Raw genomic sequence first — 14216 nt, forward strand, 5'->3', positions numbered from 1 at the left:
TTACACAAACTAACAATTTATCATCACGGAAGGAGCCTCGTATATGACTTCAACCGCCATTAAGACGGTTGCTCTACGCCACTTTGCCAAAAAGGGATACGAAGGTACCCCTCTCTCGGATATCGCCAAGGATGTCGGTATCAAAACCCCTTCTCTCTATGCCCACTTTCGCAGCAAGGAAGAATTATTCCTTAGCGTATTCCAGGATGTACTGCAAGAGCATGCATCCCGTATCGATCAGCTCATTTCCTCTATCAGCCATTTACCTATCGAAGAAAAACTTTACACCATACTGCGGGATTCGTGCGAAAATTATTTGCTGGATGAAGAGAAAATCACCTTTTTAAAAAGAGCGATGCTGTTCCCGCCTGCGTTTTTACAGGAAGACTTAAGGGAGCAGTTCATGGAGACCGAACGTGTTCTTGCCGGCCGGCTGTCCGCCCTGTTTGCGAGCGGAATACAAAAAGGACTCATCCGCGATGAGCCCGTCAATGAATTGCTGGCGTCCTACTTAAGCTTGTTGGACGGTTGCTTTGTTCAGCTGTTTTATTATGGCCGAGACCAATTCGAGCAGCGCCTTTCTTGCGTTTGGCGAATTTATTGGGACGGCATTTCGGCGTCGAAGCCGGTGGCTACTACTCCACAAGCCCGTTCTTGAAAGCGTAAATGGCAGCCTGAGTACGGTCTTCGACTCCGAGTTTGGCCAAGATATTCGTTACATGAAATTTCACGGTCTTGATGCCGATGAACAGCTCGTCAGCCACATCCTGGTTCGATTTGCCCGACGCGATGAGCCTCAATACTTCCATCTCTCGTTCCGTCAATTCCTCATGAGCCGGGGCGGATGGCTTCGGCTGACGGAAACGGTTCATGATTTTCGAAGCGACCTGCGATTCCAAAATCGATTGTCCTTTCACAGCGGCGCGAATCGCCTGGGCAATCTCTGCGGCTCGCGACGTTTTCAGCAAATAGCTGAAGGCGCCGGCTTCAATGACCGGATACATCTTCTCATCGTCCAAAAAGCTCGTCAGCACGATGACCTTGCATTCCGGATACAGCTGAAGCAGCTTGCGCGTCGTTTCGATTCCATCCATGCCCTCCATCACCAAGTCCATCAACACGACATCGGGCTTATACTCCTGGGCCAAACGAATTCCGTCCGCGCCGTTGCTCGCTTCACCGACAACCTCGATATCCTCCTCGGTGCTGAGCACTGCCGCCAAGCCGATTCTCACCATCTCATGATCGTCAACCAGTAAAACCTTAATCGCCGTCTCGTTCTCCACTCAAGCTTCCTCCTTCCGCTAGGATAGGTACGCGGATATCGATCCTTGTCCCTTTGCCCGGCGCCGTTATCAAATTCAGGGAGCCGCCAATCTCGTTGACCCTCTCCCTCATCGTTACTATCCCGTAGGACGCATGCTTCTTGGCATCCATATCGAAGCCGACGCCGTTGTCTTTAATAAGAAGACGTATCGCATCGGACGAAGGTTGCGTAAGCCGTACCTCCAGCTTCGTCGCCTTGGAATGCCTGAGTGCATTGGACATCGCTTCCTGGACGATCCGGAACAGATGATCCTCGATCCCCTTCGGCAGCCGTACTTCTTCATCGAGCTCCCACATCATCTCCATCGGCACCTTGGCCATCAGTTCCTGCAGCAGCTCGAGCAGACCTTCGGCGAGCCGTTTGCCTTCCAGATGGACCGGCCGCAAGTGGAGCAGCAGCGCGCGCATTTCCGATTGGGCGACGGATGCCATCTCTTCAATCAGATGAATTTGCCGCTTCGCCTTCTCAAAGTGCGCTTTATCAAAGTCCTTGTCCAGCGTCCGGCCGACCGCCGTAGCCGTCATCGAGATAGCGAACAGCTGCTGGCTGACCGCATCATGGAGCTCTCTGGCAAGCCGCTGACGTTCTTCCACGATGGCGGAATATTTCGCCTTCTGCGCCAGCTGCGCGTTGTTGTTGGACAGTCTTTGAAGCGACGTCACTTGGTCTTCCCACTTCTTCGTAATCTGGTTCAGCTGGTCTCCGAGCCGACCGATTTCGTCCTCCCCGAGCGGCGGAACCTTGCGGCTCAAGTTTCCTTTTTCCAGTGAAATCATGACTTCCCTCAGCAGTTCCAGCCTCCGCTTCGTTTTACTGCTGTTCCACAACCCATATGTACCGCCGATGACCGCAACGATGACGATCAGCGTCAGGCTCAGCTTCACGCCTTCCTGCCACGAAGCGAATTCCTCAACGAAGCCGTTATAGTGCAGAAAGTACACGATGACGCCAAACAAAAGAAGGCTGAGTACTATGGACTCGCCCATACTTCGCCATATCATGTTGGTCAGCCGTTTGTCGTGCCCTTCCATTCGCTTAAGCCCTCCAGCCTCTTAAAAAAATCCGCTGCGTTCTTTCTTGGCGGTTTCCTGCTATCCAATCTTTACACAATCTTGATATCTATATCTGCTACGACGTAAGAGATCAGCAGCTTCACCTGCGTATCCGCCGTTTCGTAGTTCTTGGATTGCCAAACGGTTTTATTCAAAATCCCGGCTTCTTTATTCGGCCCGATATCCGTTTGTCCGAACAGGACGGACGATGTAACCGATACGCCGATATCTTCCGGGACGATGATGTCTACGTCAGCGATAACCCCTTGGAGCACAATGGTCGTTTCCTGCTGCTCGAAGATAGCGTACGTCAGGTCGATTTGCAGCTCTCCGAGCACGTTCCATATGGAGCTGCTGCGAAGTACCCACGGCTCTTTTCCCCAGCGGATGCTTTCGATCAAGCTTTGCTTCCTGACATAGCTGTCATCCTTTTGCAGCTGTTTGGAGCGTATATAAAAGAACCCTAATGATATAAGAATAATGGCGATCAGCAGCGAAAGATTGCCTCCCAGCAAAATCACCAAGCCGATACCGATAAAAATATATCCTTTGCGTACAGACGACGAACGGACTTTGTTAATGCCGAAAAGAATAAATAGAAGGGCCATCACGGTGAAAAAACCGAAGTGGTCATCGATGAGAAGATAAATCCCTACACCGATCAAAATGAGCGCCACATTCCGGTTATTGTTGCGATTCAGGAAATTTCTGTTCATCCGCGCCGTCCCTCCCTTCTTATGCCGATTCATGGTCGTCTGACAACTATAGGCACAAAAGCCATAGATGACCTATGGCTTTTTGCCTTTCCTAGCATATCACAATTTACTTTTGCCTCAAAGAGGATTTTGTTATTTGCAGCGGATGCGGATCCTCAAGGACTCACACCGCATAACGGATCCTTCACTACTTGGACGGCTGCTTACTATTGTTCGGAGTTCAGCTTCTCTTTGAGCAGCTGCAGCTGATCGTCGACCTTTTGCTGCTTGGCCGGATCTGCCGGAGTGTAGCCTGCCGCCGCTCCTGCACCTGTCGAATACAGGCCGCTTACATAAGGCTTGCGGGCGATCTCCGCTTCCACTTCCATGGACATGATTTTGTCTTCCATGCGGCGGAAGCCTTTCACTGCGCTGCCGCCTTCGATGACGTTGCTCGCCGTCACTTCAGCCATTTGCTTCTTCGCTTTGGCCAATTGGGCGCGGGAGACGAGCTCGCTGCGCTTGTTGCGCATTTGGTAGAACGCATCCTTCATTTCGTGAAGCTGCTGCACCAATTCCTCCGCTTGCGCCTTGGAGCCGGCATGCATTTCCGAATACTCGGCTACTTTGCCTTCATAGTACAGCTTTTGCTCCAATGCTTGGCGTGCCGTTGCTTCCTGTCCGTTCCGAAGAGCATCCTTCGCCTGCTCTTCCCATTGAGCCGTCAGGCGGATTGCTTCATCCCAACGCTCCTTCAATTTGCGCTCGTTCGCGATTTGACGGGCAACCGTTACTTCCGCTTGAGCAATCTCTTCCTCCATATCGCGAAGATATTGATTCAGCATAATGATCGGATCTTCCACCTTGTCCAACAGCTCATGCAGCGACGCTTTCGTCATATCTTTAATTCTGGAAAATACTCCCATGGTTACACATCTCCTTTAATGTTGTTTTGTTGTTGTTTTTCGTAATTGGCGACTTTCGCCCGAAGCTCTTCGATTTCTTTCCACATGGCTTTTTTCTCGATATCCTTCATCATAGCGTCAAGATCGGAAGCCGCTTGACCTTGGGACTGCTTAGCTTGATACCCTTGGTACCCCTGCTGTCCTTCATAGGCATCGCGTCCGCTGTGTCTATCGGAGCCGCAGTGGCCTTTGCGTCCGTAGCCGCCCCATTGGGAATGGGCGCCGTCGCCGTTCCAATGGTTGGCTCCCGGTCCTCCGTAGCCGTAGCCCGGGCCGTAAGGGCCCCCGGTGTGCGGCTCGCTCGGAATGACCAGAGCGGCCAGGAAGTACAACGGGATAATAACGCCGCCCGAGAAGAATGTGGTTACTACGACAATCAATCGCAAGATGTTTGAGTCGATTCTTAATGTATCCGATAACCCGCCGCAGAGGCCGGTTATTTTGCGGTCGGTGCGTGAACGGTATATTCTGGTCATTGTCGCATCCAGCCCTCCTGCTGTAATTTCGTTTTTAATTTCGCCATTTCGTTATCCAACGCTTGCGAGACGGTTTGGCTTGCCGACAAAAGCGCATCGCGGGTTTGGGACCGCACTTCGCGAAGCGTGCGTGCCGACATTTCCAGATCGGAGACTCGCTCCTCCAGCCGGTCGAACATTCTCGGCTGCCCGGAGCCGTATCCGCCGCCCATACCGCGCAATCGCTCGTTCATGCGCTGCTGCAGCCGCACGCTCTCTATCCTTGCGATGTAGTAGCTGCGCTTGGCTGCGACTTCATCGAAGTCCGCCTTCAACTGCTGCAGCTGCTCCTCCAGCTCGACGATACCAAGCTTGCTCTGCTCGTAGAGCGCCTTGTACTGGGCGCTGCGCTCTTCCTGCTGCAGCTTCTCTTGAAGCGCGATGCGCGCCACCTGCTCCTCGCCCGCCTTCAGGGCGATGACCGCTTGCTGCTCGCGGCGTTCTTTGAGCTGCGCCGCATTCATGTATTCCTGCCTCAAGGAGGCCGCGTGCGAGAGGCACTGCTGTAGAAGCCTCTCCGACTCGCGGACTTGCTCGGCCTGCGAGTTCAAGTATTTATCGATCAGTCGTACCGGATCTTCCGATTGCTCCAGCATTTCATTAAACGTTGCTACGGTAATGTCTCTAAATCGTTTGCCAAGACTCATGCTCTAACCACCTTTTCTCCGTATTCATTTCGGTACTATATTTTAGTAAACGCCGCCGGATTTCTTTTTCAAAAGCGATATGCCGTAGCAAATGAATCCGATAGCTATGGCGATAGCGATAAATCCGGACAATTTGCCGAGCAAGATCAGCCCTCCGAATACGAGCAAGATCCAACCGATGACGGTGCGTCCGTTTTTAATCCCCAGCCAGCCTAATCCCGCGATTGCCAATGGGAACAAGTAGCCCATGATATGTCCCATATGGAAGCCAAACTTGTTCAGCAGAATGATAGCACCGAAGGAGATTAACAGAAGCGCCAGACCGCTGTGTCGATTCAGTCTCATTATGTATTCACCGCCTTTCCTTTGTGATGTCGTTTGTTCATGTCTTTATTTTAGGGTTTTCGCCCTTTTCCCAAAACGGACCTGCGTCGGTTTTTGCACCTAGACCTAAGTCGGGGCAAACGACCGACCTTAGTCAAACAACGGCGCCAGAGGCTTTTTTCTTGTCCGGACCGGGATGAACTATCTGTTGGCAAGCCATACTGAATAATAGAACCTTACCAACGGAACCATCCGAACAGGAGAGTGATTTTCCTATGCCCAGCCTAACCTTCCGACCTTACAAGCTCCGGTACGCTCAGCTCATTATTATCGTGCTGCTGTCCGCCGTTCTTTGGCTCACACCTCTATCATCCGATGCCGCCGAGCCTCAACCGCCGGTCCAGGTATTCAACGTGCAGCAGGAGCAGGTGGTCGCCACCCTGCCCAATTCCGATTCGTTCAGGGAACAGGCGGCCGCTTGGCTGAAATCCGTCAAAGGCTTATCGGCGAGGCACAATGTAGAGGCGGAGTCCGGTATCGTCGTCCATATTCCGCTCACCCCTCCGCTGCCCGTCAATCACAGCTGGCTTTCCATCCAGGCAACCGACATCTATTTATTTATCGATCCTGCGGAAAAACAAAACCCCCATCTGCTCGTATTCAGCAGTGAGGGCAAGCCTTACGTATTCGATTGTCCGAGCGATCCGGAGTCGTTCCTGAAGCAGCATGGGCTGCTGGAGTATTTGAAATAATCGTTTAGAAAAAGTCCGGCAAATAAGTCTGGTTGTCCGGAATGATCGTCTCAAGCAGCCTGACAGCGGCGCTATCGCCTTCCAGCCGGCCGATCTCATGCAGAAACGCCGGCCGCTGATAGCCCATCAGCATAGCGCTTAGCGTACCGATCCCGCAGCTAACGGCAGGGATTCCTTCGGCAGTGCCGCCTCCCGGCTGCTTATGAACGGTCACTTTGCCGGCCGCTCCGATATCCAGAACGAATTCGGCTTCGTTCCATTCGGCATGGCTGTCGCTTATCTTGAGGATGAGCTTGCCTGCCGCATCCGCGTCCGCTTTCGACGCAAACGGGTACAGCTCCATAAAGCGCTCCGCATCGACGATCCGCGCCATGAAATACGGCTCAAGCACCTGCTGGATTCGCGGATTATCGAGCAGAAAAGGCAGCCGGTCGTTCGCAGGCACGTATACTTTGACCTTCTCGATCATCGAATCGTGGTCGGCGATAAACTTCCACAGCCCTCTCCATGCCTGCTGATGCAAATATACCAGCTCATGAATTTGGCATATGCGGTCTTTCACTATGTAGTGGACATAGCCTGCCGGAGCGCCGGACTCGTCATAATAGACTGCGGCGCTCCCTTTTTTGTTGGCAAAGATCCGGTTCGTCCACCAAGCCTCGTCTCGATCCAGTGCTCCGTTATACCGTACGGCATATTGCCTGTAAATCGAATTCAGAAGCTCGATATTCTCGTTCACACGAACGACACGACCTGGTTGGGCAGGAAGCTTCGGCAGCAATGCAGTCGGAATTTCATACTTCTTCGTCTCCGTATACGTCTCCCATCCGTATTTCCGGTAAAACGCAAACTGAAACGGATGCAAAAACGAGAGGTATTGCCCCTGCTCACGCATCACCTGCAAAGCGTTGCCGATCAAGGAAGCTACCATGCCGCCTCTGCGGTATTCCGGCCATGTCGCCACGGAAGCAATACCGCCCATGGCAAACCGCTTGCCGTTTACCCATGTATGCATATCATGGATGCTCAGACGCGCAGCCAGCTTCCCTTCCACGTAAGCGCCCCAGCACTCTTTTTCCTTGAGAAGCGAAATTCGTCTCTCCCTGTCTTCCTTCGGAACCTCATATTGAAACGCAAACTCGGACAGCGACAAGCTGTCGTGAAAATCTTCTTTGGGAATGCGGTGAATTTCAAACGGTTTCATCGGGTTTCCTCCATTACGTTTTCGGCTAATAGCGGCATTCGGATCGTCACTGTCGTACCCTTGTCTTTCCTGCTGTTTAATTGAAGGGTACCGCCCGCCGCTTCTACTATTTTATAACAAATCATGATGCCGATGCCCGTTCCTTTCGTCTTCGTCGAATAAAACAGCGAGCCCAACCGCTTCAGCTCCTCCTCCGACATCCCGATTCCCGTATCGATCAGTCGGATCACGGCTTGTTCCTTCTCTCTGTACAGCTCCACGTCAAGACTCCCGCCTTCAGGCATAGCTTCGATAGCGTTTTTCATCAGGTTAACCATCAGCTGTCTTAACTTTTTACGGTCAAAATAAATCGTCAGTGACGTTTGCCAGCACGTACGGATTTCAACCTGATGCATATTGGCGAACGGCGCTACCATATGTACGACTTGGGTAAGCTGCTGAATCAATTCAAGCTGTTCCCAGGCGTGCTCTTGCGGTTTCGCAAATGACAAGTAGTCGCTTAAAATCGATTCGGCCCGATCCAGCTCTTCTATGATAAGAGGAGAATATTCGTTAAAACGTTTCAATGAAGAGTCATGTCCGTTCATCAGCTGCATAAATCCGCGCACGACCGTCATGGGATTGCGAATTTCATGTGCAACCGACGCCGCCAGCTCTCCCAGCATCTGCATTTTTTCCCTCTGCTGAATTTCCGCCTGCATTACCGCGTTCTCCCGCATTTTTTCTATAAAATAAATGCTCATGTAAGCGGATGCCGCATGAAGCAGGCCGAAAGCTGCGATATAGGATAAAGAATGGAAATCCCAGCCTATCGGCTGATTCAGCTTAAACGTATACACCGAGCCTATAATGATCATTCCGTCGCCCGCCGCAAACAATGTCCCTGCAAGCAGCTTGTTTTTCACCGAAAGAGCAGGATAATACCGGAGAAGGACGGCGATCAGCACCCATAAGGAGAAAATAATCCCCGCAATAACCCCAATATCGCTAAATCCCTGGGCTATCCGGACCAGAACAATCGTGACGGACAAGACGAGCCCTACACGCATCCCCCCGTAAAGACTGCCAACAAGCACCAGCACGCCGCTTAATTGAAACGGGTAATCGGGAAAATAACCGATAGGAAACGACATCAAGGCCAGCATACCGAAGACAAGCAATCCGGTGAATATGGGCTTATCCAGCTTCTCGTTATGATTCGGCCTGTCCAGCCACAGAACCTGGTACAAAAAGATGCATGCCCAAATGATAAGTACGTTCAACAGCAAATGATTCAACTCGTCAGCACGCCCTCCCTTCATGGACTTAGTAACTGCCGCTTTTCGATTGATGCTGCGTTGAATCACCATACCGTTATGCATCCGCCAATTGGAATAAATACAGGTATTTTCTCATTATGAAGGCAATTTGCCTATTCGTTAATAGGCTATATTCCTTAATTCTGTTTATTTTTACCACACTGAATGATTAATTCCAGATCTTCTCTCTCGTGGACAAAAAGTAGGCGATATTCCAAAGCAAAACGGGCTTTAATCCAATCAGCATTCATTCCTGTGACATATGGTATAGTATGTCTTCTGAGAGGGGGATGTCGAATGAGCGGTGTTGGCGGTCTTTTTACAAGTTCAGCGATTATTCTTGTATTGTTCATTTTGCTGGTTATCGTACTTCGTGGCTTCGTATACTAATAGCAGCTGACAAAAGCCCCCGAAAAGGCAATGCATTGCCTCTTCGGGGGCTTTTCCTATTTATTTGGCGCTTGGCCGGCCGAGCAAAAGAACACGAACCCGATCCCCGGAGGAGGCGCCTCTGCCTCCGGCCGGAATACGGATCAGGCAATCCGTATCCTTGATCGATACCATCACGCTGGATTTATCCGTCCCGGCGGGTCTTACTGCGAGCTCGCCTTGCGTCCAATCCATGGTTCCTCTTACATACCGGCTGTACGCGGATCCTTTGGCATAGTCCGCGCTCAGGCGGGCCACCGTCTCGGGCAGCAGTGGTACAGGGTGCCCTTGCATCGCCCGGAGACAGGGACCCGCGAACAGCTCGAACCCGACGAAGCACGCCCCCGGGTTGCCGGATAAGGCGAACAGAAGCTTGCCGTTCCATACGCCGGCCGATGTCGGACTTCCGGGCCGCATGGCCACTTTATTGAACAGCAAGGTGCCGTCCCATCGCTCGAATACGTCGACGAGCACATCTTTGTCCCCTACCGAGACGCCGCCCGACGTTATTATGCAATCCGCCTGAGCCAGCGCGGCTCGCAGCTCCCGCTCCACCAAATCAGGCTGGTCGGGAAGAACTGGCATAAGGATCGCTTCTCCCCCCGCATCCCGAACCTGGCATGCAACCATATAGCTGTTGCTGTTGCGGATTTTTCCCGGTGCGAGAGGACGGTCTACATCCAGCAGTTCCGATCCGGTTGGGAAAATAGCCACTCTCGGCTTACGGTACACAGGCACACTCGAGTAGCCGAACGATGCCAGCAGAGCCGTTTCGCCTGGCCCGATGCTTGTGCCGGAACGGAGCAGCAGCTCGCCTGCGGCGACTTCCTGCCCGATCGGCGTGATATTGTCCCCGGCCGTCATCCGTTTGCGGATATGGACGGTATCTCCATCCGCCGCCGTCATCTCCAGCATTATGACGGCATCCGCACCTTCGGGAACGGCAGCTCCCGTCATAATCTTTGCTGCCTGGCCTAGCTCCACTTCCTTAGCGGGCATCGCTCCGCTATATATCGTTTCGACAACTTGGAGAGGCACTGGCCGTTCAGGCGAGGCCTCCAAGCTGTCAGCCGCCCGAATGGCATAGCCGTCCATGCCCGAGCGCCGGAAATGCGGCACAGGATGGCCGGCGGATATGTCGGCAGCGAGCCGTCGGCCGAAGCTCTCGGCCAGAGCCACATGCTCCGTCTCAAGCACTTGTGTATAGGAAAGCACAGCTTGCTGGGCTTCTTCAACCTGCAGTGCCTTGCGGTGAAATCTTAATCCGGACACTCCCGACTAGCCTCCTATTTGCGACATTCTGCGCAGGGTTGGAATATGGCTCTGCTGCTCGTTAAGCAGCGCCTTGGCCATCTCGTGGCTCTCGGGCTTGACGTCGAGCGCCTTCAGGAACAAATTCGCCAGCGCCTCGTCATCGCCGATGTAGCGGCGCACATTGAACTCGTCGGACCAATACAAGCACGGCTTGATGTTCCCGTCGGACGTCAGTCTCAGCCGGTTGCACGTTTCGCAGAAATGATCGCTTACGGGATGGATCAAGCCGAACGTGCCGAGAGCGCCTTCGATCTGGAAGTTTTGCGACGGCCCGTTGCCGTAAATTTCCCCGTATGGCTGGACCGTCCATCCTTTTTCAGCGCACCGTTCCGTAACGAGGCTAAGCGGCACATACCTCGACTTCCATCCGGAATCGTCATGACCGATCGGCATATATTCAATAAATCGGACCTGCACCTTGCGGTCTATCGTCATTTGCAAGAAGTCATCTATCTCGTCGTCATTGATCCCTTTCATCAGCACTACGTTCAATTTGATGGGATCCAGACCGACACGATAGGCCGCTTCAATGCTATCCAGAACCTTGCGGATATCTCCGCCTCTGGTGATCAGCGAGAAACGGTCCGCCCGCAGTGAATCAAGGCTGATATTAATCCGCGTCAAGCCCGCGGCACGAAGCTGCTCCGCTTTGGCGGCGAAGAAGATGCCGTTGGTCGTCAAAGCGATATCTTCAATGCCGGGAATCGCTGACAAACGGGCGATCAGCTGTTCTATATGCTTTCTGACCAGCGGCTCGCCGCCGGTAATTCTCAGCTTGCGCAATCCGAGCTTGGCAAGCACCCTGACGACGTCCACGATTTCATCGAAGGTAAGCATATGCTCTTCCGGCTCGAACTGCATCCCTTCCTCCGGCATGCAATACACGCAGCGCAGATTACAGCGGTCTGTAACCGAAATTCGCAAATAATCGTGAACTCTTCCGAAACGATCCGTTAATATGACTGACACAACCGATCACCTCCATAACCGCAGACCGTTTTCTCTTATTATGTCATAATTCAATAAATATGCATAGTTTGTGTGATATAATCTCACACACCTGACTCATCCGTTTGTCGCTGCAATTTCTCGTAATCGTCCGGCCCATTGACATTAACGGCAAATCGCGGCGAAATCCCCTGGCTCGAGAAGAATTCCTCCTCTGCCGCCGTATAGTTCAGCCTGCGCAGCAGCTCCATCACTCTGTACTGTCCCTGCTCCAGAAGCTCATCTACAACCTTGCCGCATCGTCTGCGGTATACCGCATGCAGCGGATGAACCTTGCCGCCGATCACAGGTACTACCGCATCGGCGCTTTCTCTCGCATGCAGCAGCTGCGCCATCGCCCTTGCCGCCTCGGCGGAAGCGAATGGCATGTCGCATGCAACAACCCAGAGCGTCTCGGCTTGTGCGGCTGCCATTGCCGCCTGCAGGCCCGCCAGCGGACCGCTGCCCGGATGCATGTCGCGAACCGCCCTGACGGGCACTCCGCTTGGCAGCCCCGGCTGCTCCTGCGCAAGCCAGCGCTCGAATGGCGCGTGGTCATTCGCCGCAATCCATATGTCGCCGCATACTTTGGCGAGCTCTTCCAGCTGACGTTCGATGAACAAACGCCCGTCCATCGGTAACAGAGCCTTCATTCTGCCTCCCATACGGCGGTTTTGTCCTCCCGCCAGCACGACGCCGGTCATCGGTTTAACGATACCGTTCACCATCTCCACCTTTATTCCCCGCTCCCGTCCAGTCTCTTACGGAACGATTCGCGCCAGCCCTCCGCCAGCTCTTTAACCTCCAGCAGCGCCTTAATCGCTTCGAGGTCGTCTTTATCATGATATTTGAGCCGGTTCACTTCCGCCACCGATATAGCCTTCGGATGCCGGTCCACGAGCCGGATCGGCGTGCCGCCGGTGACCGCTCCCTCTTTCAACACGCGTAAATAATATCCTGTATATCCGGTGTTTTGGAATAAAAGCGGCATATCCGGTCGGTTATGCCTTACCCCTAGCTTGAAGCAGGGCCTTCTCGGCAGGCTGATCTGCACAAGGGCGCCGCCGGTTTCGAATATATCCCCGATATGCACATCCGTTTCCACCATGCCGGCTACCGTGAAATTTTCGCCGAACGCTCCATACGGCAGCTCCGCATTCAGCTCCTTCCGCCAGTAAGGGTAATGCTCCACACAGTAAACGCTGACCGCCTTATCCTCGCCTCCGTGATTCACCTTATCGGCTTGACCATCCCCCTCCAATTGGACGGAGGACAAAGTTATGGCACCTTCAACCGGTCTCTTATAAATTCCCGTCTCTACCGGCTTCCCGTTATATTGGACGACGGCGGGCTTCCCTAGGTTAAGCGACAGCAATTGCATTGGAATCAACCTTCCTTATGCTTGATCGGGCTCTCCTTGAACCGACTGCTAATAATTTCTTACTACTATAAAAGAAAACGACCCGCAAAGCCACATTATTTTTAGGAACGTTCCTCCGCCGGTTTAAGGGATTTACTTAAAGGACAAGCTGTTAAAAGTACCATGGATGGAGGTAACCGGCAGCATGATGGAGAAAGGCAAGATTACCGCATTCCAGATGGCCGTCATGATGTACCCGACAATCATTGCAACCGCAATTCTTGTCATCCCTAGAATCGATGCGGAATATTCCGGCAAGGATGCATGGATAGCTCCTATATGGGCAGCGCCGGTAGGTGTGTATCTCGTGTACATCTTATATTGGTTAAACCGGCTGTACCCGAATGAAAGCTTGATCCAATACAGCGAGCGCATTATCGGCAAAATCGCAGGAAAACTGCTCGGCCTGATTTATATATTCGCCTACTTTATTAACGACGGCATCATTCTTAGAGAATACGGAGAATTTGTCACAGGCGCTTTTCTTCAGCATACTCCGGTCATCATAGTGATGGGCAGCATGATTCTCGTATGTGCCTATGCCATACACGGCGGATTGAAGACGTTAGCCTTTTGCGCGCAAATCTTCGTACCCATTGTTATCGTGCTGATCCTGCTGATCATGTTCCTCGTCATTCCCGATCTTGATCCGCACCACCTGATTCCAATGTTTGAAAATGGTATAACACCGTCCCTCATGGCTGCTATCCCAACTCATACATGGTTTAGCGAGTTTGTAGACGTGTCATTCCTGCTTCCTTTTGTAGTCAATCGCAAAGACAGCTTCCGCTTGGGCATGCTCTCTGTGCTAGCCGTCATGATCTCGATGGTTGTTTCCAATCTGGTTGCTCTGCTTTTGCTCGGCGACTTAACGTCCGAAGTGAGCTACCCCATCATGCTTGTAGCTCGTTATATCAGTTTAGCGGATTTTCTAACGCATCTGGAATCCGTGGCTATGGCCATATGGGTATTGGCCATGTTTATTAAAATTTGCGTCGTCTATTATGTGCTGGTTCTCATGGTATCCCAATGGCTGAAGCTTCCTGATTATCACCCGATCGTACTGCCTCTCGCCTTTGCTTTGCTGCCTTTCAGCCTTTGGATCGCGCCGAACCTTCACACCTTAGCCGTCATGCTATCCACCAGTTATGTTTTCTTTTACATTTTCATCCAGGTTTTTATCCCAACCGTAATTTTCGCCGCAGCCTTCATCCGAGCACGGTTTCAAAAACAAAACAAGCCCGGGGGATCCGCCGTCCCAAGGGCTTCTTCAGAGGAGGGCTAAGC

General features: G+C 52.4%; 17 protein-coding genes. 4 read left to right on the top strand and 13 right to left on the bottom strand.

The features are described 5' to 3' along the window. Positions 1 to 43: 43 nt before the first annotated feature. Positions 44 to 658: a TetR/AcrR family transcriptional regulator gene (locus DVH26_RS31935; protein ID WP_239629407.1), complete on the top strand. Its 615-nt coding sequence runs from the start codon at positions 44 to 46 to the stop codon at positions 656 to 658. On the opposite strand, the gene DVH26_RS31940 is transcribed toward DVH26_RS31935, so the two are convergent. From DVH26_RS31940 to DVH26_RS31970, 7 genes are all read right to left on the bottom strand, one after another. Next, complete coding sequence (locus tag DVH26_RS31940; RefSeq protein WP_239635557.1) at positions 636 to 1238, bottom strand: response regulator; 603 nt, start codon at positions 1236 to 1238, stop codon at positions 636 to 638. The two genes, DVH26_RS31935 and DVH26_RS31940, sit on opposite strands and share 23 nt — an antisense overlap. A 25-nt stretch (positions 1239 to 1263) precedes the next feature. Beyond that, the gene (locus tag DVH26_RS31945) at positions 1264 to 2358 is read right to left on the bottom strand and encodes a sensor histidine kinase (protein ID WP_239629417.1); all 1095 of its coding nucleotides are present in this window, start codon (positions 2356 to 2358) and stop codon (positions 1264 to 1266) included. A gap of 71 nt (positions 2359 to 2429) precedes the next feature. After that, positions 2430 to 3095 (bottom strand): cell wall-active antibiotics response protein LiaF, encoded by a 666-nt coding sequence (gene liaF / locus DVH26_RS31950; RefSeq protein ID WP_239629437.1) that lies wholly within the window; start codon positions 3093 to 3095, stop codon positions 2430 to 2432. Between the two features lie 206 nt (positions 3096 to 3301). Next, positions 3302 to 4000, bottom strand: coding sequence for a PspA/IM30 family protein (locus tag DVH26_RS31955; protein ID WP_239629439.1), 699 nt, complete (start codon positions 3998 to 4000; stop codon positions 3302 to 3304). Positions 4001 to 4002: 2 nt separating this feature from the next. Continuing rightward, a complete protein-coding gene (locus DVH26_RS31960; protein ID WP_239629441.1) occupies positions 4003 to 4515 on the bottom strand; it encodes a PspC domain-containing protein in 513 nt (170 codons plus the stop codon). Further along, entirely contained in the window at positions 4512 to 5201 is a 690-nt protein-coding gene (locus DVH26_RS31965) for a PspA/IM30 family protein (RefSeq protein WP_239629444.1), read from the bottom strand. Before DVH26_RS31965 ends, DVH26_RS31960 begins: the two co-directional genes overlap by 4 nt. Positions 5202 to 5243: 42 nt before the next feature. Next, positions 5244 to 5546, bottom strand: coding sequence for a LiaF transmembrane domain-containing protein (locus DVH26_RS31970; protein WP_239629446.1), 303 nt, complete (start codon positions 5544 to 5546; stop codon positions 5244 to 5246). 254 nt (positions 5547 to 5800) lie between these two features. Between DVH26_RS31970 and DVH26_RS31975 the strand changes: the two genes are divergently transcribed. Then, positions 5801 to 6277, top strand: coding sequence for a hypothetical protein (locus DVH26_RS31975; protein WP_239629455.1), 477 nt, complete (start codon positions 5801 to 5803; stop codon positions 6275 to 6277). Between the two features lie 4 nt (positions 6278 to 6281). Here the strand turns inward: DVH26_RS31975 and DVH26_RS31980 are convergent, their stop codons facing one another. Together DVH26_RS31980 and DVH26_RS31985 are read right to left on the bottom strand one after the other, a co-directional pair. Further along, entirely contained in the window at positions 6282 to 7481 is a 1200-nt protein-coding gene (locus tag DVH26_RS31980) for a GNAT family N-acetyltransferase (protein ID WP_239629457.1), read from the bottom strand. Further along, positions 7478 to 8830 carry an ATP-binding protein gene (locus DVH26_RS31985; protein ID WP_239629460.1) on the bottom strand — a complete coding sequence of 451 codons (1353 nt, stop codon included), beginning with the start codon at positions 8828 to 8830 and terminating at the stop codon, positions 7478 to 7480. Before DVH26_RS31985 ends, DVH26_RS31980 begins: the two co-directional genes overlap by 4 nt. A gap of 246 nt (positions 8831 to 9076) precedes the next feature. On the opposite strand from DVH26_RS31985, the gene DVH26_RS31990 reads away from it, so the two are divergent. Beyond that, on the top strand, positions 9077 to 9169 hold the full coding sequence (locus DVH26_RS31990) for a YjcZ family sporulation protein (protein ID WP_239629462.1): 93 nt from the start codon (positions 9077 to 9079) through the stop codon (positions 9167 to 9169). A 60-nt stretch (positions 9170 to 9229) separates the two neighbouring features. On the opposite strand, the gene DVH26_RS31995 is transcribed toward DVH26_RS31990, so the two are convergent. The 4 genes from DVH26_RS31995 to DVH26_RS32010 form a co-directional block, all read right to left on the bottom strand. Further along, positions 9230 to 10480, bottom strand: a complete 1251-nt coding sequence (locus DVH26_RS31995) for a molybdopterin molybdotransferase MoeA (RefSeq protein ID WP_239629465.1) — start codon at positions 10478 to 10480, stop codon at positions 9230 to 9232. Positions 10481 to 10486: 6 nt separating this feature from the next. Continuing rightward, positions 10487 to 11491 (bottom strand): GTP 3',8-cyclase MoaA, encoded by a 1005-nt coding sequence (gene moaA / locus DVH26_RS32000; protein WP_239629468.1) that lies wholly within the window; start codon positions 11489 to 11491, stop codon positions 10487 to 10489. Positions 11492 to 11574: 83 nt separating this feature from the next. After that, a complete protein-coding gene (mobA, locus tag DVH26_RS32005) occupies positions 11575 to 12237 on the bottom strand; it encodes a molybdenum cofactor guanylyltransferase (protein WP_239635558.1) in 663 nt (220 codons plus the stop codon). Between the two features lie 8 nt (positions 12238 to 12245). Next, positions 12246 to 12890 (bottom strand): MOSC domain-containing protein, encoded by a 645-nt coding sequence (locus DVH26_RS32010; protein ID WP_239629471.1) that lies wholly within the window; start codon positions 12888 to 12890, stop codon positions 12246 to 12248. A 184-nt stretch (positions 12891 to 13074) separates the two neighbouring features. Here DVH26_RS32010 and DVH26_RS32015 point away from each other — a divergent pair, with 184 nt between their 5' ends. Further along, positions 13075 to 14214, top strand: a complete 1140-nt coding sequence (locus DVH26_RS32015) for a GerAB/ArcD/ProY family transporter (RefSeq protein WP_239629473.1) — start codon at positions 13075 to 13077, stop codon at positions 14212 to 14214. The last annotated feature ends 2 nt before the right edge of the window (positions 14215 to 14216 follow it).

The sequence above is a fragment of the Paenibacillus sp. H1-7 genome (assembly GCF_022354825.1).
GTDB lineage: Bacteria > Bacillota > Bacilli > Paenibacillales > NBRC-103111 > Paenibacillus_S.

Bases quoted from the DNA above. Each gene is read 5' to 3' on its own strand.
- DVH26_RS31935 (WP_239629407.1), top strand. From the start codon at position 44: ATGACTTCAACCGCCATTAAGACGGTTGCTCTACGCCACTTTGCCAAA.
- DVH26_RS31940 (WP_239635557.1), bottom strand. From the start codon at position 1,238: ATGGTGAGAATCGGCTTGGCGGCAGTGCTCAGCACCGAGGAGGATATC.
- DVH26_RS31945 (WP_239629417.1), bottom strand. From the start codon at position 2,358: ATGGAAGGGCACGACAAACGGCTGACCAACATGATATGGCGAAGTATG.
- liaF (WP_239629437.1), bottom strand. From the start codon at position 3,095: ATGAACAGAAATTTCCTGAATCGCAACAATAACCGGAATGTGGCGCTC.
- DVH26_RS31955 (WP_239629439.1), bottom strand. From the start codon at position 4,000: ATGGGAGTATTTTCCAGAATTAAAGATATGACGAAAGCGTCGCTGCAT.
- DVH26_RS31960 (WP_239629441.1), bottom strand. From the start codon at position 4,515: ATGACCAGAATATACCGTTCACGCACCGACCGCAAAATAACCGGCCTC.
- DVH26_RS31965 (WP_239629444.1), bottom strand. From the start codon at position 5,201: ATGAGTCTTGGCAAACGATTTAGAGACATTACCGTAGCAACGTTTAAT.
- DVH26_RS31970 (WP_239629446.1), bottom strand. From the start codon at position 5,546: ATGAGACTGAATCGACACAGCGGTCTGGCGCTTCTGTTAATCTCCTTC.
- DVH26_RS31975 (WP_239629455.1), top strand. From the start codon at position 5,801: ATGCCCAGCCTAACCTTCCGACCTTACAAGCTCCGGTACGCTCAGCTC.
- DVH26_RS31980 (WP_239629457.1), bottom strand. From the start codon at position 7,481: ATGAAACCGTTTGAAATTCACCGCATTCCCAAAGAAGATTTTCACGAC.
- DVH26_RS31985 (WP_239629460.1), bottom strand. From the start codon at position 8,830: ATGGTGATTCAACGCAGCATCAATCGAAAAGCGGCAGTTACTAAGTCC.
- DVH26_RS31990 (WP_239629462.1), top strand. From the start codon at position 9,077: ATGAGCGGTGTTGGCGGTCTTTTTACAAGTTCAGCGATTATTCTTGTA.
- mobA (WP_239635558.1), bottom strand. From the start codon at position 12,237: ATGGTGAACGGTATCGTTAAACCGATGACCGGCGTCGTGCTGGCGGGA.
- DVH26_RS32010 (WP_239629471.1), bottom strand. From the start codon at position 12,890: ATGCAATTGCTGTCGCTTAACCTAGGGAAGCCCGCCGTCGTCCAATAT.
- DVH26_RS32015 (WP_239629473.1), top strand. From the start codon at position 13,075: ATGATGGAGAAAGGCAAGATTACCGCATTCCAGATGGCCGTCATGATG.